This window comes from Arthrobacter sp. TMS2-4, assembly GCF_054511075.1.
The window spans coordinates 351,063-367,745 of record NZ_JBTNDI010000002.1 but is presented as its reverse complement, the minus strand read 5'-3'; the positions used below and the strand labels follow the sequence as shown (position 1 = coordinate 367,745).

Annotated in this window: 13 protein-coding genes and 1 pseudogene; 4 read left to right on the top strand and 10 right to left on the bottom strand. The window is 69.8% G+C overall.

Translation table 11 applies throughout. The features are described 5' to 3' along the window. Positions 1 to 114 precede the first annotated feature (114 nt). From ACX80F_RS04800 to ACX80F_RS04765, 8 genes and pseudogenes are all read right to left on the bottom strand, one after another. The gene (locus tag ACX80F_RS04800) at positions 115 to 579 is read right to left on the bottom strand and encodes a DUF2087 domain-containing protein (RefSeq protein WP_459335235.1); all 465 of its coding nucleotides are present in this window, start codon (positions 577 to 579) and stop codon (positions 115 to 117) included. A 197-nt stretch (positions 580 to 776) separates the two neighbouring features. Further along, positions 777 to 1,607, bottom strand: a pseudogene (locus ACX80F_RS04795) (inositol monophosphatase family protein); the annotation flags it as partial. After that, positions 1,604 to 3,862: an NAD-dependent DNA ligase LigA gene (gene ligA / locus ACX80F_RS04790; protein ID WP_459335373.1), complete on the bottom strand. Its 2,259-nt coding sequence runs from the start codon at positions 3,860 to 3,862 to the stop codon at positions 1,604 to 1,606. The pseudogene ACX80F_RS04795 and the gene ligA, both read right to left, overlap by 4 nt. A gap of 166 nt (positions 3,863 to 4,028) precedes the next feature. Beyond that, positions 4,029 to 4,955 carry a PP2C family protein-serine/threonine phosphatase gene (locus ACX80F_RS04785; RefSeq protein ID WP_459335234.1) on the bottom strand — a complete coding sequence of 309 codons (927 nt, stop codon included), beginning with the start codon at positions 4,953 to 4,955 and terminating at the stop codon, positions 4,029 to 4,031. A 69-nt stretch (positions 4,956 to 5,024) separates the two neighbouring features. Further along, the gene (locus tag ACX80F_RS04780; RefSeq protein ID WP_459335233.1) at positions 5,025 to 6,263 is read right to left on the bottom strand and encodes an adenylate/guanylate cyclase domain-containing protein; all 1,239 of its coding nucleotides are present in this window, start codon (positions 6,261 to 6,263) and stop codon (positions 5,025 to 5,027) included. Beyond that, entirely contained in the window at positions 6,260 to 6,856 is a 597-nt protein-coding gene (locus ACX80F_RS04775; protein ID WP_459335232.1) for a PH domain-containing protein, read from the bottom strand. The genes ACX80F_RS04780 and ACX80F_RS04775 overlap by 4 nt, the downstream gene beginning before the upstream one ends. A 3-nt stretch (positions 6,857 to 6,859) precedes the next feature. After that, positions 6,860 to 7,741, bottom strand: a complete 882-nt coding sequence (locus ACX80F_RS04770; protein WP_459335231.1) for a biotin--[acetyl-CoA-carboxylase] ligase — start codon at positions 7,739 to 7,741, stop codon at positions 6,860 to 6,862. A 41-nt stretch (positions 7,742 to 7,782) separates the two neighbouring features. Continuing rightward, positions 7,783 to 8,643, bottom strand: coding sequence for an SDR family oxidoreductase (locus ACX80F_RS04765; RefSeq protein WP_459335230.1), 861 nt, complete (start codon positions 8,641 to 8,643; stop codon positions 7,783 to 7,785). 249 nt (positions 8,644 to 8,892) lie between these two features. On the opposite strand from ACX80F_RS04765, the gene ACX80F_RS04760 reads away from it, so the two are divergent. From ACX80F_RS04760 to ACX80F_RS04750, 3 genes are all read left to right on the top strand, one after another. Then, complete coding sequence (locus tag ACX80F_RS04760) at positions 8,893 to 10,476, top strand: acyl-CoA carboxylase subunit beta (protein ID WP_459335372.1); 1,584 nt, start codon at positions 8,893 to 8,895, stop codon at positions 10,474 to 10,476. Continuing rightward, on the top strand, positions 10,473 to 10,724 hold the full coding sequence (locus tag ACX80F_RS04755) for an acyl-CoA carboxylase subunit epsilon (protein ID WP_459335229.1): 252 nt from the start codon (positions 10,473 to 10,475) through the stop codon (positions 10,722 to 10,724). Before ACX80F_RS04760 ends, ACX80F_RS04755 begins: the two co-directional genes overlap by 4 nt. 127 nt (positions 10,725 to 10,851) lie before the next feature. Further along, positions 10,852 to 12,309 (top strand): peptidase M16 family protein, encoded by a 1,458-nt coding sequence (locus ACX80F_RS04750; protein ID WP_459335228.1) that lies wholly within the window; start codon positions 10,852 to 10,854, stop codon positions 12,307 to 12,309. A gap of 14 nt (positions 12,310 to 12,323) precedes the next feature. Here ACX80F_RS04750 and ACX80F_RS04745 read toward each other — a convergent pair whose 3' ends face one another. Together ACX80F_RS04745 and ACX80F_RS04740 are read right to left on the bottom strand one after the other, a co-directional pair. Further along, on the bottom strand, positions 12,324 to 13,493 hold the full coding sequence (locus tag ACX80F_RS04745) for a serpin family protein (RefSeq protein ID WP_459335227.1): 1,170 nt from the start codon (positions 13,491 to 13,493) through the stop codon (positions 12,324 to 12,326). A gap of 105 nt (positions 13,494 to 13,598) precedes the next feature. After that, positions 13,599 to 14,009 (bottom strand): four-helix bundle copper-binding protein, encoded by a 411-nt coding sequence (locus tag ACX80F_RS04740; RefSeq protein WP_459335226.1) that lies wholly within the window; start codon positions 14,007 to 14,009, stop codon positions 13,599 to 13,601. Positions 14,010 to 14,228: 219 nt separating this feature from the next. On the opposite strand from ACX80F_RS04740, the gene ACX80F_RS04735 reads away from it, so the two are divergent. After that, positions 14,229 to 16,397 (top strand): heavy metal translocating P-type ATPase, encoded by a 2,169-nt coding sequence (locus ACX80F_RS04735; RefSeq protein WP_459335225.1) that lies wholly within the window; start codon positions 14,229 to 14,231, stop codon positions 16,395 to 16,397. Positions 16,398 to 16,683: the final 286 nt, after the last annotated feature.

Genomic DNA, 16,683 nt, shown 5'->3' with positions numbered 1-16,683 from the left:
GCGTGCAGTCTTCATGGCTCTGAGGCCGGCGATCCGACGGCGAGCCGCGACCTCCACCCAACGCGAGCTACGGGCCTGCGTACCCGACCACCGGGAAATGCGGCCCAACGCCAGTCAGGACGCCGTGACCCGCCGGTAGCCGGTCCCGTCGGGGTGGCGCTCCAGGAAGCCGTGGTCGACGAGCGCGCGCCGCAGTATAGGGATGTCGTGCGTAACGGTGGCAAGCAGCCGGTTGACCTCGGGTTCGCCGAGTTCCTCGTCGGTCGGGAAGAGCCGCCCCGCGAGATGCGCGAGCAGGTCGGTGCGGTCCTGTCCGACACGCGGCAGGCCGTCGAGCCGTCCGTCCCGGAAGAACCGGTCCACCCCTTTCGGGGTGGGGACTGCCGCAGCGGCGAGAACCTGTTTGAACAACCCGTCAGCCACGGCATGCTCCGGCGTCAGCAGCCCGGCATCGACCAACCGTTGCAGCTCCTTCGGCGTCGCGTCGAGCGGCTCCCCGAGCACGGCTCGCGCGTACAGCTCGCGCGAGCGGCCGCCCGCGAGCGTGGACAGGACCTTCTGCCAGGACGGCGTGGTCATACCTGGCCCTCGCCGGACGCGGACCCGGACGCGGCCGCGGAACCGGGAGGGGACCCGGATGCGGAACCGGGAGGGGAACCTGATGCGGAACCGGAACCGGGAGGAGACCCGGACGCGGACGCGGCCGGGGAACCGGGAGCGGAACCGGGAGCGGAACCGGGCGCGGAACCTAATGCGGGTCCGGAATCCATGAGGGGGCCGAGGAGGTCGGCAGGCCCGGCCGCGGTGACGCCCGCGAGCCGTTCGGCCTCGGTGGGTCCGCCGTCGAGCATGGATCGGAGCAGCGGCCGATAGACGGCCAGGCCGGCCTCCTCCGCGATCAGGGCGCCGGCCGCGTAATCGTGCTCGTTCAGGCCGCGCTCCACGAAGGCGTCGAGCGTGCGGTCGGCCACGAGGCACAGATCCAGGGCGGCCGAGCCGAGGCGACGGACGTCGCCGTACCCCTCGATGAGCGTCCCGAGAGCGCTGATCTGCTCTGTCCGGGTGGCGGCGTCGTACGAAAATCCGGTACCGAGCAGCCGACCCTGCCCGGTACGCGGACCGAGGAGGCGCCGCACGGACCCGTGGTCGCTCAGCCAGGCTCCCCCACCGCGGGACGCCCAATACACACGGTCGAGCGCTGGGGCGTGGACGACGCCGGCGAGCCAGGTACCGTCTGCGGCCGCGGCGGCCACGGAGGTTCCGTAGTAGACGATGTCGCGGATGAAGTTGGTGGTGCCGTCCAAGGGGTCGATCGACCAGCGGACGCGGTCACCCTCGGGGGTGAACCCGTCAGGCACGGTGGTGCCGAGCTCCTCGCCCGTGATGGCGTCGTGCGGCCGGGCGCTCAGGATGACGGTCCGGACCGCGCGCTCGGCGGCGACGTCGAACGCGGTCACCCAGTCGCTGTCGGAACTCTTGCTCGTGGCGTCCAGCGCCCCGGGATCCCGCCGGGCCAGCACTGCCGCGCCCGCCGCAGCGGCCTGTCGGGCGAGATGGAGAAGCGCCTCCGGGGACGGTGCCCGGGCATCACCGGGCGCGATGGTCATTCGGCGGCCCGCCCGTCAGGATCCGTACCGGCACCGGCCTCGAGCTCCTCGCCCACCTCGGAGTCCTCACTCGCGTTAGCCTCGGTGCCGATACCCCCGCCGTCATCGGCTTCCGTACCCGCGGGACCCTTCTCGAGGAGGGCGATGAACCCCTCTTCGTCGAGGACCGGGATGCCGAGCGCCTCTGCCTTCTCCAGCTTGGTGCCTGCATTCTCGCCGGCCACCACGTAGCTGGTGTTCTTCGACACCGATCCCGCGGCCTTGCCGCCGCGCGTGATGATCGCCTCCTTCGCCTCGTCGCGGTTGTACCGTTCGAGGGAGCCGGTCACGACGACGGTCAGGCCCTCGAGGGTGCGCGGCGTGCTCTCGTCGACGTCGTCCTCCATGCGCACTCCGGCAGCAGCCCACCGGTCGACGATCTCGCGGTGCCAGTCCTCCGCGAACCACTCGGTGAGCGCGACGGCGATGGTGGGGCCCACGCCGTCGACGCCGGCGAGCTCCTCCTCGCTCGCGGCGCGGATCCGGTCCATGGACCCGAAGGCCGTGGCGAGGGCGCGGGACGCCGTCGGGCCGACGTGCCGGATGGACAACGCGACGAGCACGCGCCACAGCGGCTGCGTCTTCGCCTTCTCCAGCTCGGTGAAGAGTTTGCGGGTGGTAGCACTCGGCTCGGAGGGCTTCTTCGCGGTGCCCTTCGAGTAGAAGTACGGCACGAGCTCGCGGCCCGTGACCACGCCCTTGACCTTCTTGTCCCGCTCGATCCTCACGTCCGCCAGCTTCTCCGGCGTGAGGTCGAAGATGTCGGCCTCTGTGGTGATGGGCGGCACCGCAGGCTCGGCGGGCTGGGTCAGGGCGATGGCGGCCTCGTACCCGAGGGCCTCGATGTCGAAGGCGCCACGGCCGGCGAGATGGAAAACCCGTTCGCGCAGCTGCGAGGGGCAGGACCGTGCGTTGGGACAGCGGATGTCGACGTCACCCTCCTTCGCCGGCTGCAGCGGGGTGCCGCAGGAGGGGCATTCAGTGGGCATGACGAACTCGCGCACCTTCTCGGGGTCGCGCAGCGCCATGACGGGGCCCACGATCTCGGGAATGACATCGCCTGCCTTCCGCAGCACCACCACATCGCCGATCAGGACTCCCTTGGCCTTGACCACTTCCTGGTTGTGGAGCGTGGCCATGCTGACCGTGGACCCGGCGACCTTCACCGGCTCCATGAGCCCGAACGGAGTGACGCGGCCGGTCCTGCCCACGTTCACGAGGATGTCCAGCAGCTTCGTGTTCACTTCCTCGGGCGGATACTTGTAGGCCACGGACCACCGGGGCACGCGGGACGTGTGGCCGAGCGCACGCTGCAGCGCGAAGCTGTCCACCTTCACCACGATGCCGTCGATCTCGTGCAGCAGGTCGTGGCGGTGGTCGCCGTGATGCGCGATGAAGTCGACCACCTCGTCCTGGCTGTGGAGCACCCGGTAGTACGGCGACGTCGGCAGGCCCCACCCCTTCAGCAGCTCATAGGTCTCCGACTGCGTCTGGGCCGACAGCCCCGTCCGGGCGCCGATGCCGTGCACGTACATGTCCAGCGGTCGCTCCGCGGTCATGGCCGGGTCCTTCTGGCGGAGGGATCCCGCGGCGGCGTTGCGCGGGTTGGCGAAGGGCGCCTTGCCGGCGGCCACCATGCGCTCGTTGAGCTGCCCGAACTCCTTCGTCGGGAAGAACACCTCGCCGCGGATCTCCACCTCCTCCGGGTGGTCGGAGCCCGCGAGGTGCCGTGGGATCGAGGCGATCGTGAGGACGTTGTGGGTGATGTCCTCCCCCGTCACGCCGTCGCCCCGGGTAGCCGCCCGCACCAGTTCCCCGTTGCGGTAGAGCAGGTTGACCGCGAGTCCGTCGATCTTCAGTTCCGTCAGCCAGGCGATGGGCGCGCCGGGGCTGCGCTGCTCGACGCCGGCGCTCGCGCGCTCCAGCCAGGCGGTCAGTTCGTCCAGGGAGAAGACGTCCTCGAGGCTGTACATGCGGGCCAGGTGGTCGACGGGGGCGAATGCGGCGGACACCTCGCCGCCCACTTCCTGCGTCGGCGAATCGTTCGCCACGAGCTCCGGGTGGAGCGCCTCGAGCTCCTCGAGGCGACGGAACAGGGCGTCGAACTCGGCGTCGGAGATCGTAGGGGCAGCGTCCTGGTAGTACGCAACGCGGTGCGCCCGGATGCTGTCGGCGAGCTGCGCGTACTCCTCGCGCAGGGCCGCGTCGGGGGGCATGGGGTGAGCGGTATCGGCGGCGTCTTCGGTTCCTGTGGTCACTTCCCCATCTTGCCCCACACCCCCGGGACGGGCCAGCGGTCGCCCGCATCGGGGGACGACGGCGATCCCTCACCCTGTGCGGCCCGAGCCACGCGCTCCGTCGTCCAGCCGGGCGCCGTACGGGTCAGGCCGGTCCGCCCGACACCCAGGCGCCCCGATCGGCCTCGAAGAGACCACCGGGCTGCACCGGGGCAGCAGCGGCGCCGTCGTCGAACACCGCGTCGACGACCACGACCGTGACGTTGTCCCGGGCACCGGAGCGCAGCGCCGCCGCGATCAGTCGGTCGCACGCCTCCTGCGGATCACGGACGGTGTCGAGGATCGCGTGGATGTCCTCGTCGGTCAGTTCGCCGCTGAGCCCGTCCGAGCAGAGCAGGATGCGGTCGTGGTCCTCCACCGGCAGCAGCCAGAAGTCCGGGTCGGCGTCGTCCCCGGTCCCCAGCGCACGGGTCACCACGTGCCGGCGGTGGTGGGTCCGGGCCTCGTGCTCGGTGATGCTCCCGAGGTCCACGAGCTCCTGGACCTCGGAGTGATCCACGGAGATCTGGCCGAAGATGCCGCTGCTCAGCCGGTACGCCCGGGAGTCCCCCACATTGAAGAACAGCCAGGCGGCCGCGCCGTGCTCCTCGACGAGCACGACGCCCGTCAGGGTGGTTCCCGCATGCCCGCCGGCCTCCGTGCGGATGCGCCGGTCGGCCTCCTGGATGAGGTCCTCGAGATCGGCTGCGGTGACGTGTGGCACCCGGGTGCCGGGGAGGCCGCTGGCCTCCAGGGTGCGGACGCAGACGCTGCTGGCCACCTCACCGGCCTCGTGGCCGCCCATTCCGTCCGCGACGGCGAAGACGGGCTCGACGGCGAAGAAGGAATCCTCGTTGAGTTCACGACGCAGCCCGCGATCGGTGCCGAAGCCGTACGTGAGCCGGACACCCAGGCCGGGCGCCGTCCCCGCGTCCTGCCGGCGGGGGGCGGAAGTCCTGGCGGAAGTAGCGCCGAGGTCGACGGCGTGTGAGCCGTTCGCCCGCGGTTCGAGGCCGCCTTGCTGGTCAGTCATGGTCCCCATTCTGCCCTCTGACCTGCTCCGGACGGTCAGTCGCCGCCGCGAACCGGCGAGGGCGTGGCGTCAGTCGAGGATGATCCCCGTGCCGGTACCCCGTGCGAGGGTCACCGGCTGCACCTCTCCGAAGCCGCGCACCTGCCGGGGCTCGTGCGAGGTCAGCACGAACCTGTCGTTCGAGTCGAGCGTCGCGGCGGTACCGGAATCCACCAGGACTTCGCCCGGTTCCGCGAGTGCGGTGAGGCGCGCCGCGAGGTTGACCGTCGGCCCATAGATGTCGCCGAGGCGTGAGAGCACCCGGCCCCAGACCAGCGAGCAGCGGGCGGCGGGAAGGAACTCGTCCTCGGAGAAGGCCTTGGCCAGCGCCAGCGAGATCTCGGCCCCGGCCTCCGGCGATTCGGCGATGTAGAGGACCTCGTCACCGATGGTCTTCACGAGCCGGCCGCCACCGACGGAGATGATCTCGGCGCTCTTGTTCTCGAACCGCTGCACGAGCTGCGCCAGCGTCCGCTCGTTCATCTGCCGGGACAGGCTCGTGTAGGAGACCAGGTCGGCGAAACCGACGGCGCGCGCGAGCGGCAGCGGGGCGTCCTGCTCGTCGCCGTCGCGGCCCGACTCGCTCGAGGCGAGACCCGATTCGGCGCGGAGGGCCAGGCGCTGCACCGCGGCGTTCATCTGCCGGCGCCAGGCGTAGACGAGCGTCTTCTCGAGCGGTTCGATGAGATCCGGCAGTTCGGACACGAGGGTCTTCCGCGCGTCGGCGTCGGAGAGCCCGCGCTGCGCCACCATCTCCTCCACGATCGCCTCGATCTGCCACACGACCATGCGGTCCGTCATCTGCCCGACGGCACGGGTGATGGAGATGGCCGCGTCCTCGGTGAGCTGCTCCTGCCGCACGAGGTCGATGATCGTGGTGAGGGCGCCGAGGTCCTTCTCGGTGAAGGCGACGTCGTCGTCCCCGATGTTGGGGAAGCCCATCGCGCGCCACAGCTTGCGCGCGGAGAGCAGGGACACGCCCGCACCTGCCGCGATGTCGCGGCGCTTGAGGGTGCGTTCGGCCCCGAGGAGTTCGCGTTCCAGGCGCCGGATCGTCTCGCGGTCCAGCTCGATCGGCGCCGCGCTCGTCGGCGGGGCCTCCGGATCACTGCCGGCCGCTATGTCGGGCACCAGTTGCCAGACGGCCTTCGGCGACGTCGAGGCTGCAGCGTCGGGCGCGTCGGCGCCCTGCCCGGAGGATCGGATGACCTCACCGGCACCCTTGGGGTCAGCGGATTGCCCGGCCTCGCGGCGGTCCTCGACTGTCACGGTTGCGCGTCCCTCCATTCCTGCTGCACCCGGGGCGTCCCGCCGCGGGCGTACTGCGGATCGATTTCCATGTCTACTCCGTCGAACATGCGGGTGAGTGGGAGCTCGCCGATCGCCTGAACCACATATTCCTTGAACGTTGCAATCTGTGGAACGTGCCGGTAGGCGTGCGCGCGATCGAACCCGAGGTCGGCAACGAGCGTCCCGCTGCCCACCATCCGCTGGATCAGTCCCTGATCCGTCTGGAGCTGCGAGATGGCGGCCAGGCTGATCTGGTGCTCGGTGCGCCGCGTCGCCCCGGACCGGTGGATGAGCCGCATGCTCGTGAGCACGTACCGGTTGCCGGCCCAACGGACCAGCGGCCGCACCACGACCACCAGGAGCATCAGTACCGCGGCGGCCAGCACCGCCGGCAGGAGCACGGGCTGCCACTCGGCGAGTCCGCCGGGGAGGTCCGGCCGGGCGAGGTAGCCGAGCCCGAAGCCCCCGAGGGCGAGGAGGAGGAACCCGGCGAGAACCGGTCCGGCGAGCGGCAGGGGGTTGGGCCGCGTCCGGACGAGAACGCGCTCCCCGGGCAGCAGCCTGATCCGCACGGGCTACACCTGCGGGCGCACGTGCACCACGTCTCCGGCGGAGATGGTGTGCCGCTCGCCGTCGTCGTCGCGCACCACGAGACCGCCGTGGGCGTCGAGGGACAGCGCGCGGCCCGCCAGCACTGTGCCGCCGGGCAGCTCCGCGCGGACGTCCTGGCCGAGCGTCGCCATCCGGGCGCTGACTCGCTCCAGGAGCGACTGACCGGTGTCCCACGCCGCCCGGGCGTCGCCGTCCACATCGCAGAAGGCGCGGTAGGAGTCCGCGAACGTGCGCAGGAACGACTTCAGCAGCACGTTGCGGTCGGTGGTGCCCGCATACTCCAGGAGCAGACTCGTGGCGGTGGGGACCGGGAGTTCGTCGTCCGTGAGGCTGACGTTGAGTCCCACCCCGACGACGACGGCGGGCGGCTCGGCACCCGCGCCCGGCACGAACTGGGCCAGGATGCCCGCGAGCTTCCGGCCGTCCACGGTGACGTCGTTGGGCCACTTGAGCTGCGGGGCGATCTTCGTGCGCTCCTCGACGCTTTCGGCGAGCGCGAGCGCGGCGAGGAGGGAGAACCAGGAGTAGGCCGTGGTGGGGACGGGCCGTCCGTGCCGGTTGAAGGGGCGCAGGAGCACGCTCACGAACAGCGAGGAGCGCTCCGGTGCGACCCACCGGCGATCGAGCCGGCCGCGCCCCGCGGTCTGCGTCTCCGCTCCGAGCACACTGAGGTCCGGCCACCCGGCCGCCTCCACCTGGGCGTACTCCACGAGGTCCGTGTTGGTTGAACCGGTCGTGTCCACGATGTCGAGGCGCTGAAAAGGACCGGACGGCATGCACAGGGCTGTCCTCAGGGCGCCGAGGTTCAGGCCGGGGCGCTCGAGATTGGAGTACGGGGAGGACATGACATCGATCCTATCCGGCCCCGCCCACCCCGGCCGGGGTGTCAGAGGAAGATGTCGGGGACCAGCCGGTCCTCCGGCGCGCCGAGGCTGTACCGGGCCAGATCGGTGACGCCTTCCTCGCGCAGCACCTCCTCGTCGGTGTAGAAGTTGCCGGTGCAGGAGCGCGACGGACGCACGAGCACGGCGTGGGCCGCGTCGGCGACGATCTCCGGGCTGCGGGCCGCCTGCACGAGGCGATTCCCGCCGGGCATGTTGCGGATGGCCGCGGTGTCGATCAGGGTGGCGGGCCAGAGCGAGTTGACGGCAACGCCGTCGTCCTTGAGCTCCTCGGCGAGCCCGAGGGTGGTCAGGCTCATCCCGTACTTCGCCATGGTGTAGGCCAGGTGCAGGCCCGCCCACTTCGGCGCGAGGTTCAGGGGCGGGGAGAGCGTCAGGATGTGCGGGTTCCGCGAGCCACGCAGCGCGTCGAGCGCGAACTTGCTGAGCATGAAGGTGCCCCGCACGTTGATGTCCGCCATGAGGTCGTAGCGCTTCATGTCCACGTCGGGGGTTTTGGACAGGTCGATCGCGGAGGCGTTGTTCACGATGACGTCGATGCCGCCGAACGCGCGGACGGTCCCCGCCACGGCGGCGGCGACGTCGTCGTCGTTCCGGACGTCACCCACGATCGGGAGGGCCTTGCCGCCCGCGGCCTCGATCTGCTCCGCCGCCGTGTACACGGTGCCCTCGAGCTTGGGGTGCGGCTCCCCCGTCTTGGCCATGATGGCCACGTTCGCGCCGTCGCGGGCGGCGCGTAGGGCGATCGCCAGGCCGATGCCGCGGCTTCCGCCGGACATGAGGATGGTGCGCCCGGCGAGCGTTGCCGGGGCGTGCGGTTCCTGCGCTTCATTGCGTTCGGTCATGGCTCCACCATATGCAGCGGGGAGCTCCGGAGGGCCCGCGACGCACCGATGTTACTCGTGAGTAACATCGGTGGCCCGGCTAAGCGATGGCGGGGGAAACTGTAGACGTCCTACAACGGCGGCTCCGGGGATCCTCACTAGACTGGTGGAAACGCGCCGCCCCTTGTCGGAATCCTCCAGTTGCGGCTGGAGTTCCCGGCGGTGTCCACCCTCCCCGACCCGCCGACCGGAGTATTCATGCATCAGGACCTGCAACCCGACCTCACCACGACGGCCGGGAAGCTCGCCGATTTCCGGAGGCGCAAGGAGCTCTCGGAGCAGCCCTCGGGACCCGAGGCGATCGAGCGGCAGCACGCCCGCGGCAAGAACACGGCGCGCGAGCGCATCGACCTGCTCGTGGACGAGGACTCCTTCGTCGAGTTCGACGCCCTTGCGGTGCACCGGTCCACGGCCTTCGGCATGGAGAAGAAGAAGCCCCTGGGCGACGGCGTCGTGTCCGGGTACGCGACCGTCGACGGCAGGCTGATCGCCGTGTACAGCCAGGACTTCACCGTCTACGGCGGCTCGCTGAGCCAGGTGAACGGGGAGAAGATCGTCAAGGTGCAGGAATTCGCACTGCGCAACGGCTGCCCCGTGGTCGGTATCAACGACGGCGGCGGCGCCCGCATCCAGGAGGGCGTGGCGTCGCTGGCGATGTTCGCCGACATCTTCCGCAACAACGTCCACGCCTCGGGCGTGGTCCCGCAGATCTCCCTCATCATGGGCCCGTGCGCGGGCGGCGCGGCCTACTCCCCCGCGCTCACCGACTTCGTGGTGATGGTGGACAAGACCTCGCACATGTTCATCACCGGGCCCGACGTCATCAGGACCGTGACCGGCGAGGACGTGGACATGGAGACGCTCGGCGGCGCGCGGCAGCACAACTCGACGACGGGCACCTCCGCCTACCTCGCCACGGACGAGGCGGACGCCATCGGCTTCGTCCGCGAGCTCCTGGACTTCCTGCCCTCCAACAATCTCGCGGAGGCCCCACTGACGGCCTTCGTCGAGGAGCCCGAGGAGACGGAGGAGGACCTCTCGCTCGACACCCTGATCCCCGACGCCGCAAACCAGCCGTACGACATGCACACCGTCATCGACGCCGTGGTGGACGACGCCCACTTCCTCGAGATGCAGGCCCTCTACGCTCCGAACATCATCACCGGCTACGCCCGGGTGGAGGGGCACACCATCGGCATCGTCGCCAACCAGCCCCTGCAGTTCGCAGGGACCCTCGACATCAACGCCTCCGAGAAGGCCGCCCGCTTCGTCCGCCACTGCGACGCCTTCAACATCCCGATCCTTACCCTCGTGGACGTGCCGGGCTTCCTGCCGGGCAAGGACCAGGAATTCCAGGGCATCATCCGCCGCGGAGCGAAGCTGCTCTACGCCTACGCCGAAGCCACGGTGCCGAAGCTGACGGTGATCACGCGGAAGGCCTACGGCGGCGCGTACATCGTCATGGGCTCGAAGAAGCTCGGCGCCGATCTCAACCTCGCCTGGCCCACGGCGCAGATCGGCGTCATGGGCGCCCAGGGAGCCGTCAACATCCTGTACCGCGGGCAACTCAAGGCCGTCGCGGAGGCCGGCGGGGATGTGGAGGCGACGCGCGCCGACGTGGTGCAGCAGTACGAGGAGGAACTGCTCAACCCGTACCAGGCGGCAGAGCTCGGCTACGTGGACGCCGTGATCGCGCCGTCCGAGACGCGCCTGCAGATCGTCCGCGGGCTCCGCGCCCTGCGCGACAAACGCTCGGCGAACCCGGCCAAGAAGCACGGGAACATCCCGCTGTGACCGGTCACGAGCCGTTGGAGGAGGGTGCGGCGGCCGCCCCGTCCGAGGAGGACCCCGCGGTCCTCTCCGTGGTATCCGGCAACCCCACCGACGAGGAGCTCGCGGCGCTCACCGCCGTCGTCCTCGCCCTGCAGGAAGGCGGCACCGGCGACGACGTGCGGGGCCACGGTCGGTCCTGGCTGCGGCGGGCGCTGCTGCGACTGGGCCCGACGCCGGGCCCGGGGTCGTGGCGGCGCAGCGTCCGCTGACGCCGGGCCCGGGGTCGTGGCGGCGCAACGTCCGCTGAGGCCGGAGCGACCCGCGCCGGCGGGCCAGTTGACCACGTCCATGACCGTGTCGCCTCGACGGGCGATCGTCGCGTCCTAGGATCGACGCATGACACTCGACAGGGACGAGATCAACGGAATACCCGTCTTCTGGGTCGACGGTCCTCCGCCCCTGAGCGCCGAGCTCGTCTTCCGTGTGGGTGTCAGGGACGAGTCCCTGGTGACATCCGGCATCACCCATCTTGCTGAGCACGTCGTGATGGGCGGCATACGGTCTCCTCGGCACGACCACAATGCAACAGTCGAGCTGAGCTTCACCTCGTTCGAGGCCACCGGCCGTCCGGAGCAGGTGGTGGCGTTTCTCAATGATGTCTGCTCGAGCATCTGCGCGCCTGATCCGAGCTCCCTGGACGTCGAGAAGAAGGTCCTGGCTGCAGAGGCCTCCTCCGTCGTCGAACCAGCAGTCGCAGAACATCTCCTTCGCCGGTACGGTCTTGCCTCCCTCGGGCTTGCCGGGGTCGACCAGCCGGCACTCAACGGGATCAGCGGGGCCGCGGTCGAGGCGACCATCAGCACCTTCTTCTGCAGGGGCAATGCAGCACTGGCGCTGACGGGCCCTCCTCCCCCGGGCCTGGCACTCGATCTGCCTCCAGGTGAAGCACGGCATCCCTCCCCTGCCCGTCCGATCGGAAATCTTCCGCTCCCGCTCTGGTTCGAGTCGGGCGGGCCACCGCTCGCTCTGTCCTTCGAGGTCGAGTCGGGGTCCGAGATGGCGAGGAACAGTGCTTCCGCGATCGCGCAGATCGTCTGCCAGCGGGCACTGGCTGTCCTGAGGAAGCAGCGTGGACTGATCTATGACATCGGATACGACGCCTTCGAGGCGGGCGCTGGGCGGGGCGTGCTGTGCTTCACGGCCGATCCGCGGAAGGAGGACGCCGAACTGGTATGCAGCGAGCTTCGGGGAATCCTCGAGGACCTCGCGTTGCATGGGCCCGAGGAATCGGAACTGCAGCAGTTGACGGACGACATCACGGATTTCGTGGCGGATCCTCGCTCAGCAGCCGTCGCCGCCACCGATGCCGCGCGACGCCACCTCGTCGGTGAACACATCGTCCTCCCCGAACAGATGATCACCGGGACCGCCGCAGTGACCCGACAGGCGGCGCGGGATGCACTCTCCCTGCTCGACAGGACACTCATCGTGGGCATGCCCGAGGGAACAACCGCGTCCGATCCCTCATTGCGCATGCTCGGGAGCGAAGACCACGAACCTGTGTCCGGGCGCTCCTTCAAGCGCAGTCTCCGAGGCTCCTTCCAGGGAGTCCCATCAGGGGCTCGCCTGGTGGTCGGCGACGACGGCGTCAGTCTCGTGGAGCGTGTGGTGACCACCGTTCTCTGGGAGGACGTCCGCGGACTGGAATACACGCCCTACGGGATCGCGCTCCACGCGGTCGACGCCGTATCCGTGGAACTTCAGCAGTCGTGGTTCGCCAAAGGCCATGAGGCGTTCGCGCTCATCGAGAGCCGCGTCGATCCTGCCCTCGCCTACCGGGCCGAGCTCAGCTGACCAGGTCCTGGCCCTCAGCGTGGGTCGCCGACCGTGCCGAGGAACAGCGGCAGTCCGGTGTCCTCGTGGATGATCTGGTAGCCGAAGGGCCGATCGAACGAGATGCTGACCTCGGGAGTCACCGGGGCGCTCGTCATCATCGCCAGCTGGGTGACGGCGGCGGCGATGGTCCCCTTCTCGGCGACCGTGATGGAGGCGGCCTGGGCGGCCCCCGACACGCGGAGCCCGGGACGGATGGCGTCGAAGTCGGCCGTCGCGCCGACGGTCCGCTCGAGCCCCAGCCCCGCCAGTATCGCCATCAGGTCCAGGGCCGTGCTGTGCTCCCATATCGGTAGCGAAAGGTCGACACGGATGCTCTCGGCACCGTCGAGTCCATCCCCGATCGCGAGCAGCTCCTGCTCGTCCCACGCAGGCTGGACGCCCTCGTCGGGCAGGACGAGGCGCAGGAAGAACCCTTCGCCGTAGGGCAGATCGACGCCCCGCCAGTCGTGTCCACCGGCGTAGCGCACCCAGCGGTAGCCATGCATCGTCGGAACGAAGGCGCGCGTGCCGTCGCTCAGGGTGAAGGCGTCCGTGCCCGTGCCAGCGGCATCGAACGGTTCGTCCCAGGCCGCGGCGAAATACACGGCGTTCAGCAGGGACAGCCCGGTGTCCGGGCCGACGGTCAACGGCGCTTTCGCGACGCGACCGCCGGTCTCCCTCCGGACCCACTCGTCGATCAGGCCGGGCGTGGCGGGATCGGCGAAGTCCACCGAATGGACACCCACGCCGTAGTGCCGGGCGAGCGTGTCGAGGAACTGCTCACCGATCTCCCCTCCCGCGGGGGCGAAGACCGCGCTGGCGAGGTGCAGCAGGGGCTGCTCGGGAGGATCCTCCTCATCCACGGCGACGGGATCGCCGTCGAAGTACTGCAGTGTTCCGAGGAGCGCATTCATGGCCGCGTGATGCTCCGCCGGGAGCCCCAGGACCGTGTCCAGCTCCGACGCCGTCGCGGTGCCCGCACCGGCGCGCAGCATCGAGAGCGCGTAGAGAGCGCTCACCGGGCTGCAGACCTGGTTCGTGGCGGGGCGCGTGACGAGTGCCGCGCCGAGCCGGAAGGCCGTACGGCGGAGGGCATCCTCCGCCTCGGGGAACCGACCCGGCTCGACGACGATGCGTGCCGCGGGCACCTCGGACTGCGTCATGGAATCCCCCTCGCGTGATTCCCCCACGGTAGGCGCGGGCCTGTCGAATGGAAACGGGCGCGACGGAGTGCCGGCGCGCCGTCCGGACGGGTGGCTCAGCCGGTATCAGCCGAGGGAGGCGAGCAGTTCGTCGCAGGCTTTCTCGCAGCGGCGGCACGCCTCGGCGCAGATCCTGCAGTGGTCGTGCATCTCGGCGTGTTGTGAGCATTCGTCGGCGCAGGCCTTGCACGCGGCCCTGCAGGCTTCCATGATGCTACGGGTGAGGTTCGCGTCATACCCGGTGTGGCGCGACAGGATGGTGCCCGTCGCCGCGCAGATGTCGGCGCAGTCCAGATTGGTCCGGATGCACGTGGTGAGTTCGGCAACCATATCCTCGCTGAGACAGGCATCGGCGCATGCCGTGCAGGTCTGCGCGCATTCGAAACACGCCTTGATGCATTCCGCGAGCTTGGCGCGGTCCACTCCTCCCAGGTCCTTCGGGTAGGTCTCGAGCATGGACGTCACGTGGTCTGTCATGAGCTCTCTCCTGATTCGTCGGTGGGGATGCGCACCATCCAAACAGAAGATCAGCCTGCTGACCAGTGCAAGAGGGCAGCAGAATCACCCTCGGTGACTTGACCGGACCCCTTGACCGCATACCCCCCGGGGGTATATGTTCAGAGGCACCTGAGAGAGCTGTCTCCCCGATACCGAGGACCTAGCTCCTGCCAGACGGGACACCGGAGGAGAATCACCATGAGCACGGACAAGCACGTTCACTCGCAGGGCCACGCAGACACGGAACCGACACACGGCCAGGCGATGCCCGCCGATCAACCCCGCTCGGCCCTTTCCGCCGAAGAACAGCCCGCACCACGCGGTGCCGGGCATGACGTGGACGAGGATCACCAGGTCCACTCCCACGGCGAGCACGCCGGCCATTCGACCGCGATGTTCAGACAGCGCTTCTGGGTCAGCCTGGCCCTCACGCTGCCCGTCCTCGCGTTCAGCCCCATGTTCACCATGCTTCTCGGGACCATGCCACCCGAGTTTCCGGGGTCCCGGTGGATCGCCCCGATCCTCGGGACGGTGATCTTCGTCTACGGCGGTGCCCCATTCCTGAAGGGCGGGGTGGCGGAGCTCAAATCGCGGCAACCCGGCATGATGCTGCTGATCGCCATGGCAATCAGCGTCGCGTTCGCCGCCTCCTGGGTCACCACCCTGGGCATCGGCGGTTTCGACCTCGATTTCTGGTGGGAACTGGCCCTGCTGATCGTCATCATGCTGCTGGGGCACTGGATGGAGATGCGTGCCCTCGGCTCTGCCGCCGGCGCCCTCGACGCCCTGGCCGCTCTGCTCCCCGACGAAGCGGACAGGGTCACCGCTACCGGCGTGGAGACCGTGCCGATCAGCACCCTCGTGACGGGTGACGTCCTCCTCGTCCGCTCCGGGGCGCGCGTCCCTGCGGACGGAAGGATCGTCGACGGGACTGCGGAGTTCGACGAGTCGATGATCACCGGGGAGTCACGCACCGTCTCCCGCGGCGTCGGGGAGACGGTGGTCGCCGGCACCGTGGCGACCGACACCGCGGTCCGCATGGAGGTGACCGCCGTCGGCGCGGAGACCACGCTTGCCGGCATCCAGCGCCTGGTCGCCGAGGCACAGGCATCCTCCTCGAAGGCCCAGGCCCTCGCGGACCGCGCCGCCGCGCTGTTGTTCTACTTCGCGCTCGGGGCCGGCATCCTGACCTTCATCACCTGGCTGCTCCTCGGGAGCCCGGACGATGCGGTGATCCGGACCGTCACCGTCCTCGTGATCGCCTGCCCGCACGCGCTCGGCCTCGCCATTCCCCTGGTCATTGCGATCTCCACAGAACGCGCCGCGAAGGCCGGAGTCCTGATCAAGAACCGGATGGCCCTGGAGCGCATGCGCACGGTCGACGTCGTGCTGTTCGACAAGACCGGGACCCTCACCGAGGGCCGACCCGCGGTCACCGCGATCACCGCGGTCGACGGCGTTCCGGACGCAGAGCTGCTCGCCCTGGCCGCAGCCGCGGAGGCGGACAGCGAGCACCCCGTCGCGCGGGCCATCGTGGCCGCCGCACAGGCCGACCCGGCCGCCGCGGAACTCGCCCGCGCGGGGACCGGGTTCAGCTCGTTGACCGGCCGCGGCGTCCGGACCACCGTCGATGGCCAGGACGTGATGGTGGGCGGGCCCAACCTGCTCAAGCACCTGGGCCTCAGCACTCCCGTGGACGTCGAGGACACCGTCCGGGCCTGGGTCGGCCGCGGCGCGTCCGTCCTGCACGTCATCCGGGACGGCGCCGTGATCGGTGCGCTCCGGCTCGAGGACAGGGTCCGTGAGGAATCCCGGGCCGCCGTGACAGCCCTGCAGTCCCGCGGGGTGAAGGTCGCCATGATCACCGGCGACGCCCGCCAGGTGGCCGACGCCGTCGGCGCGGACCTGGGGATCGACGAGGTGTTCGCCGACGTCCTGCCGCAGGACAAGGACTCCAAGGTCGCCGAGCTGCAGGCCCGCGGTCTGAAGGTCGCGATGGTCGGGGACGGCGTCAACGACGCCCCGGCCCTCGCCCGCGCGGAGGTGGGTATCGCGATCGGCGCGGGCACGGACGTCGCCATGGAATCGGCGGGCGTCGTCCTCGCGGGCAACGACCCACGATCGGTGCTGGCGATGATCGACCTGTCCCGCGCCAGCTACCGGAAGATGATCCAGAACCTCGTCTGGGCCACCGGGTACAACCTGCTCGCCGTACCCCTCGCCGCCGGCGTGCTGGCCTTCGCTGGGATCCTCCTCTCGCCCGCCGCCGGCGCGGTCCTGATGAGCGTGTCCACGATCGTCGTCGCCCTGAACGCGCAGCTCCTGCGGCGGATCGACCTCCGCCCCGAGCGGTTCGGGACGCTCTGACCAGCCCCGAGACAGTGGGTGCAGAGCTCATCGGGACGTGAGCTCTGCCTCATCGGCGAACCTGCACCTCTGCCTGGTCGTTGGTCATGCGACGTCGTGATCGGAGCTGTGACCAGGCAGACGGCGTGAACGGGACGACTCGCCCGTTTCGTTAGGCTGGTAGGACGACACCAAATGACGACCGCCCAGGCGTAAGGGACAACGCGGACAGAGAGGACGGAGACGGTGACCAGGAACCGGGCATCACACACTGTTTTCTCCCTGCTACGCGCCGTCGTACCGTCAG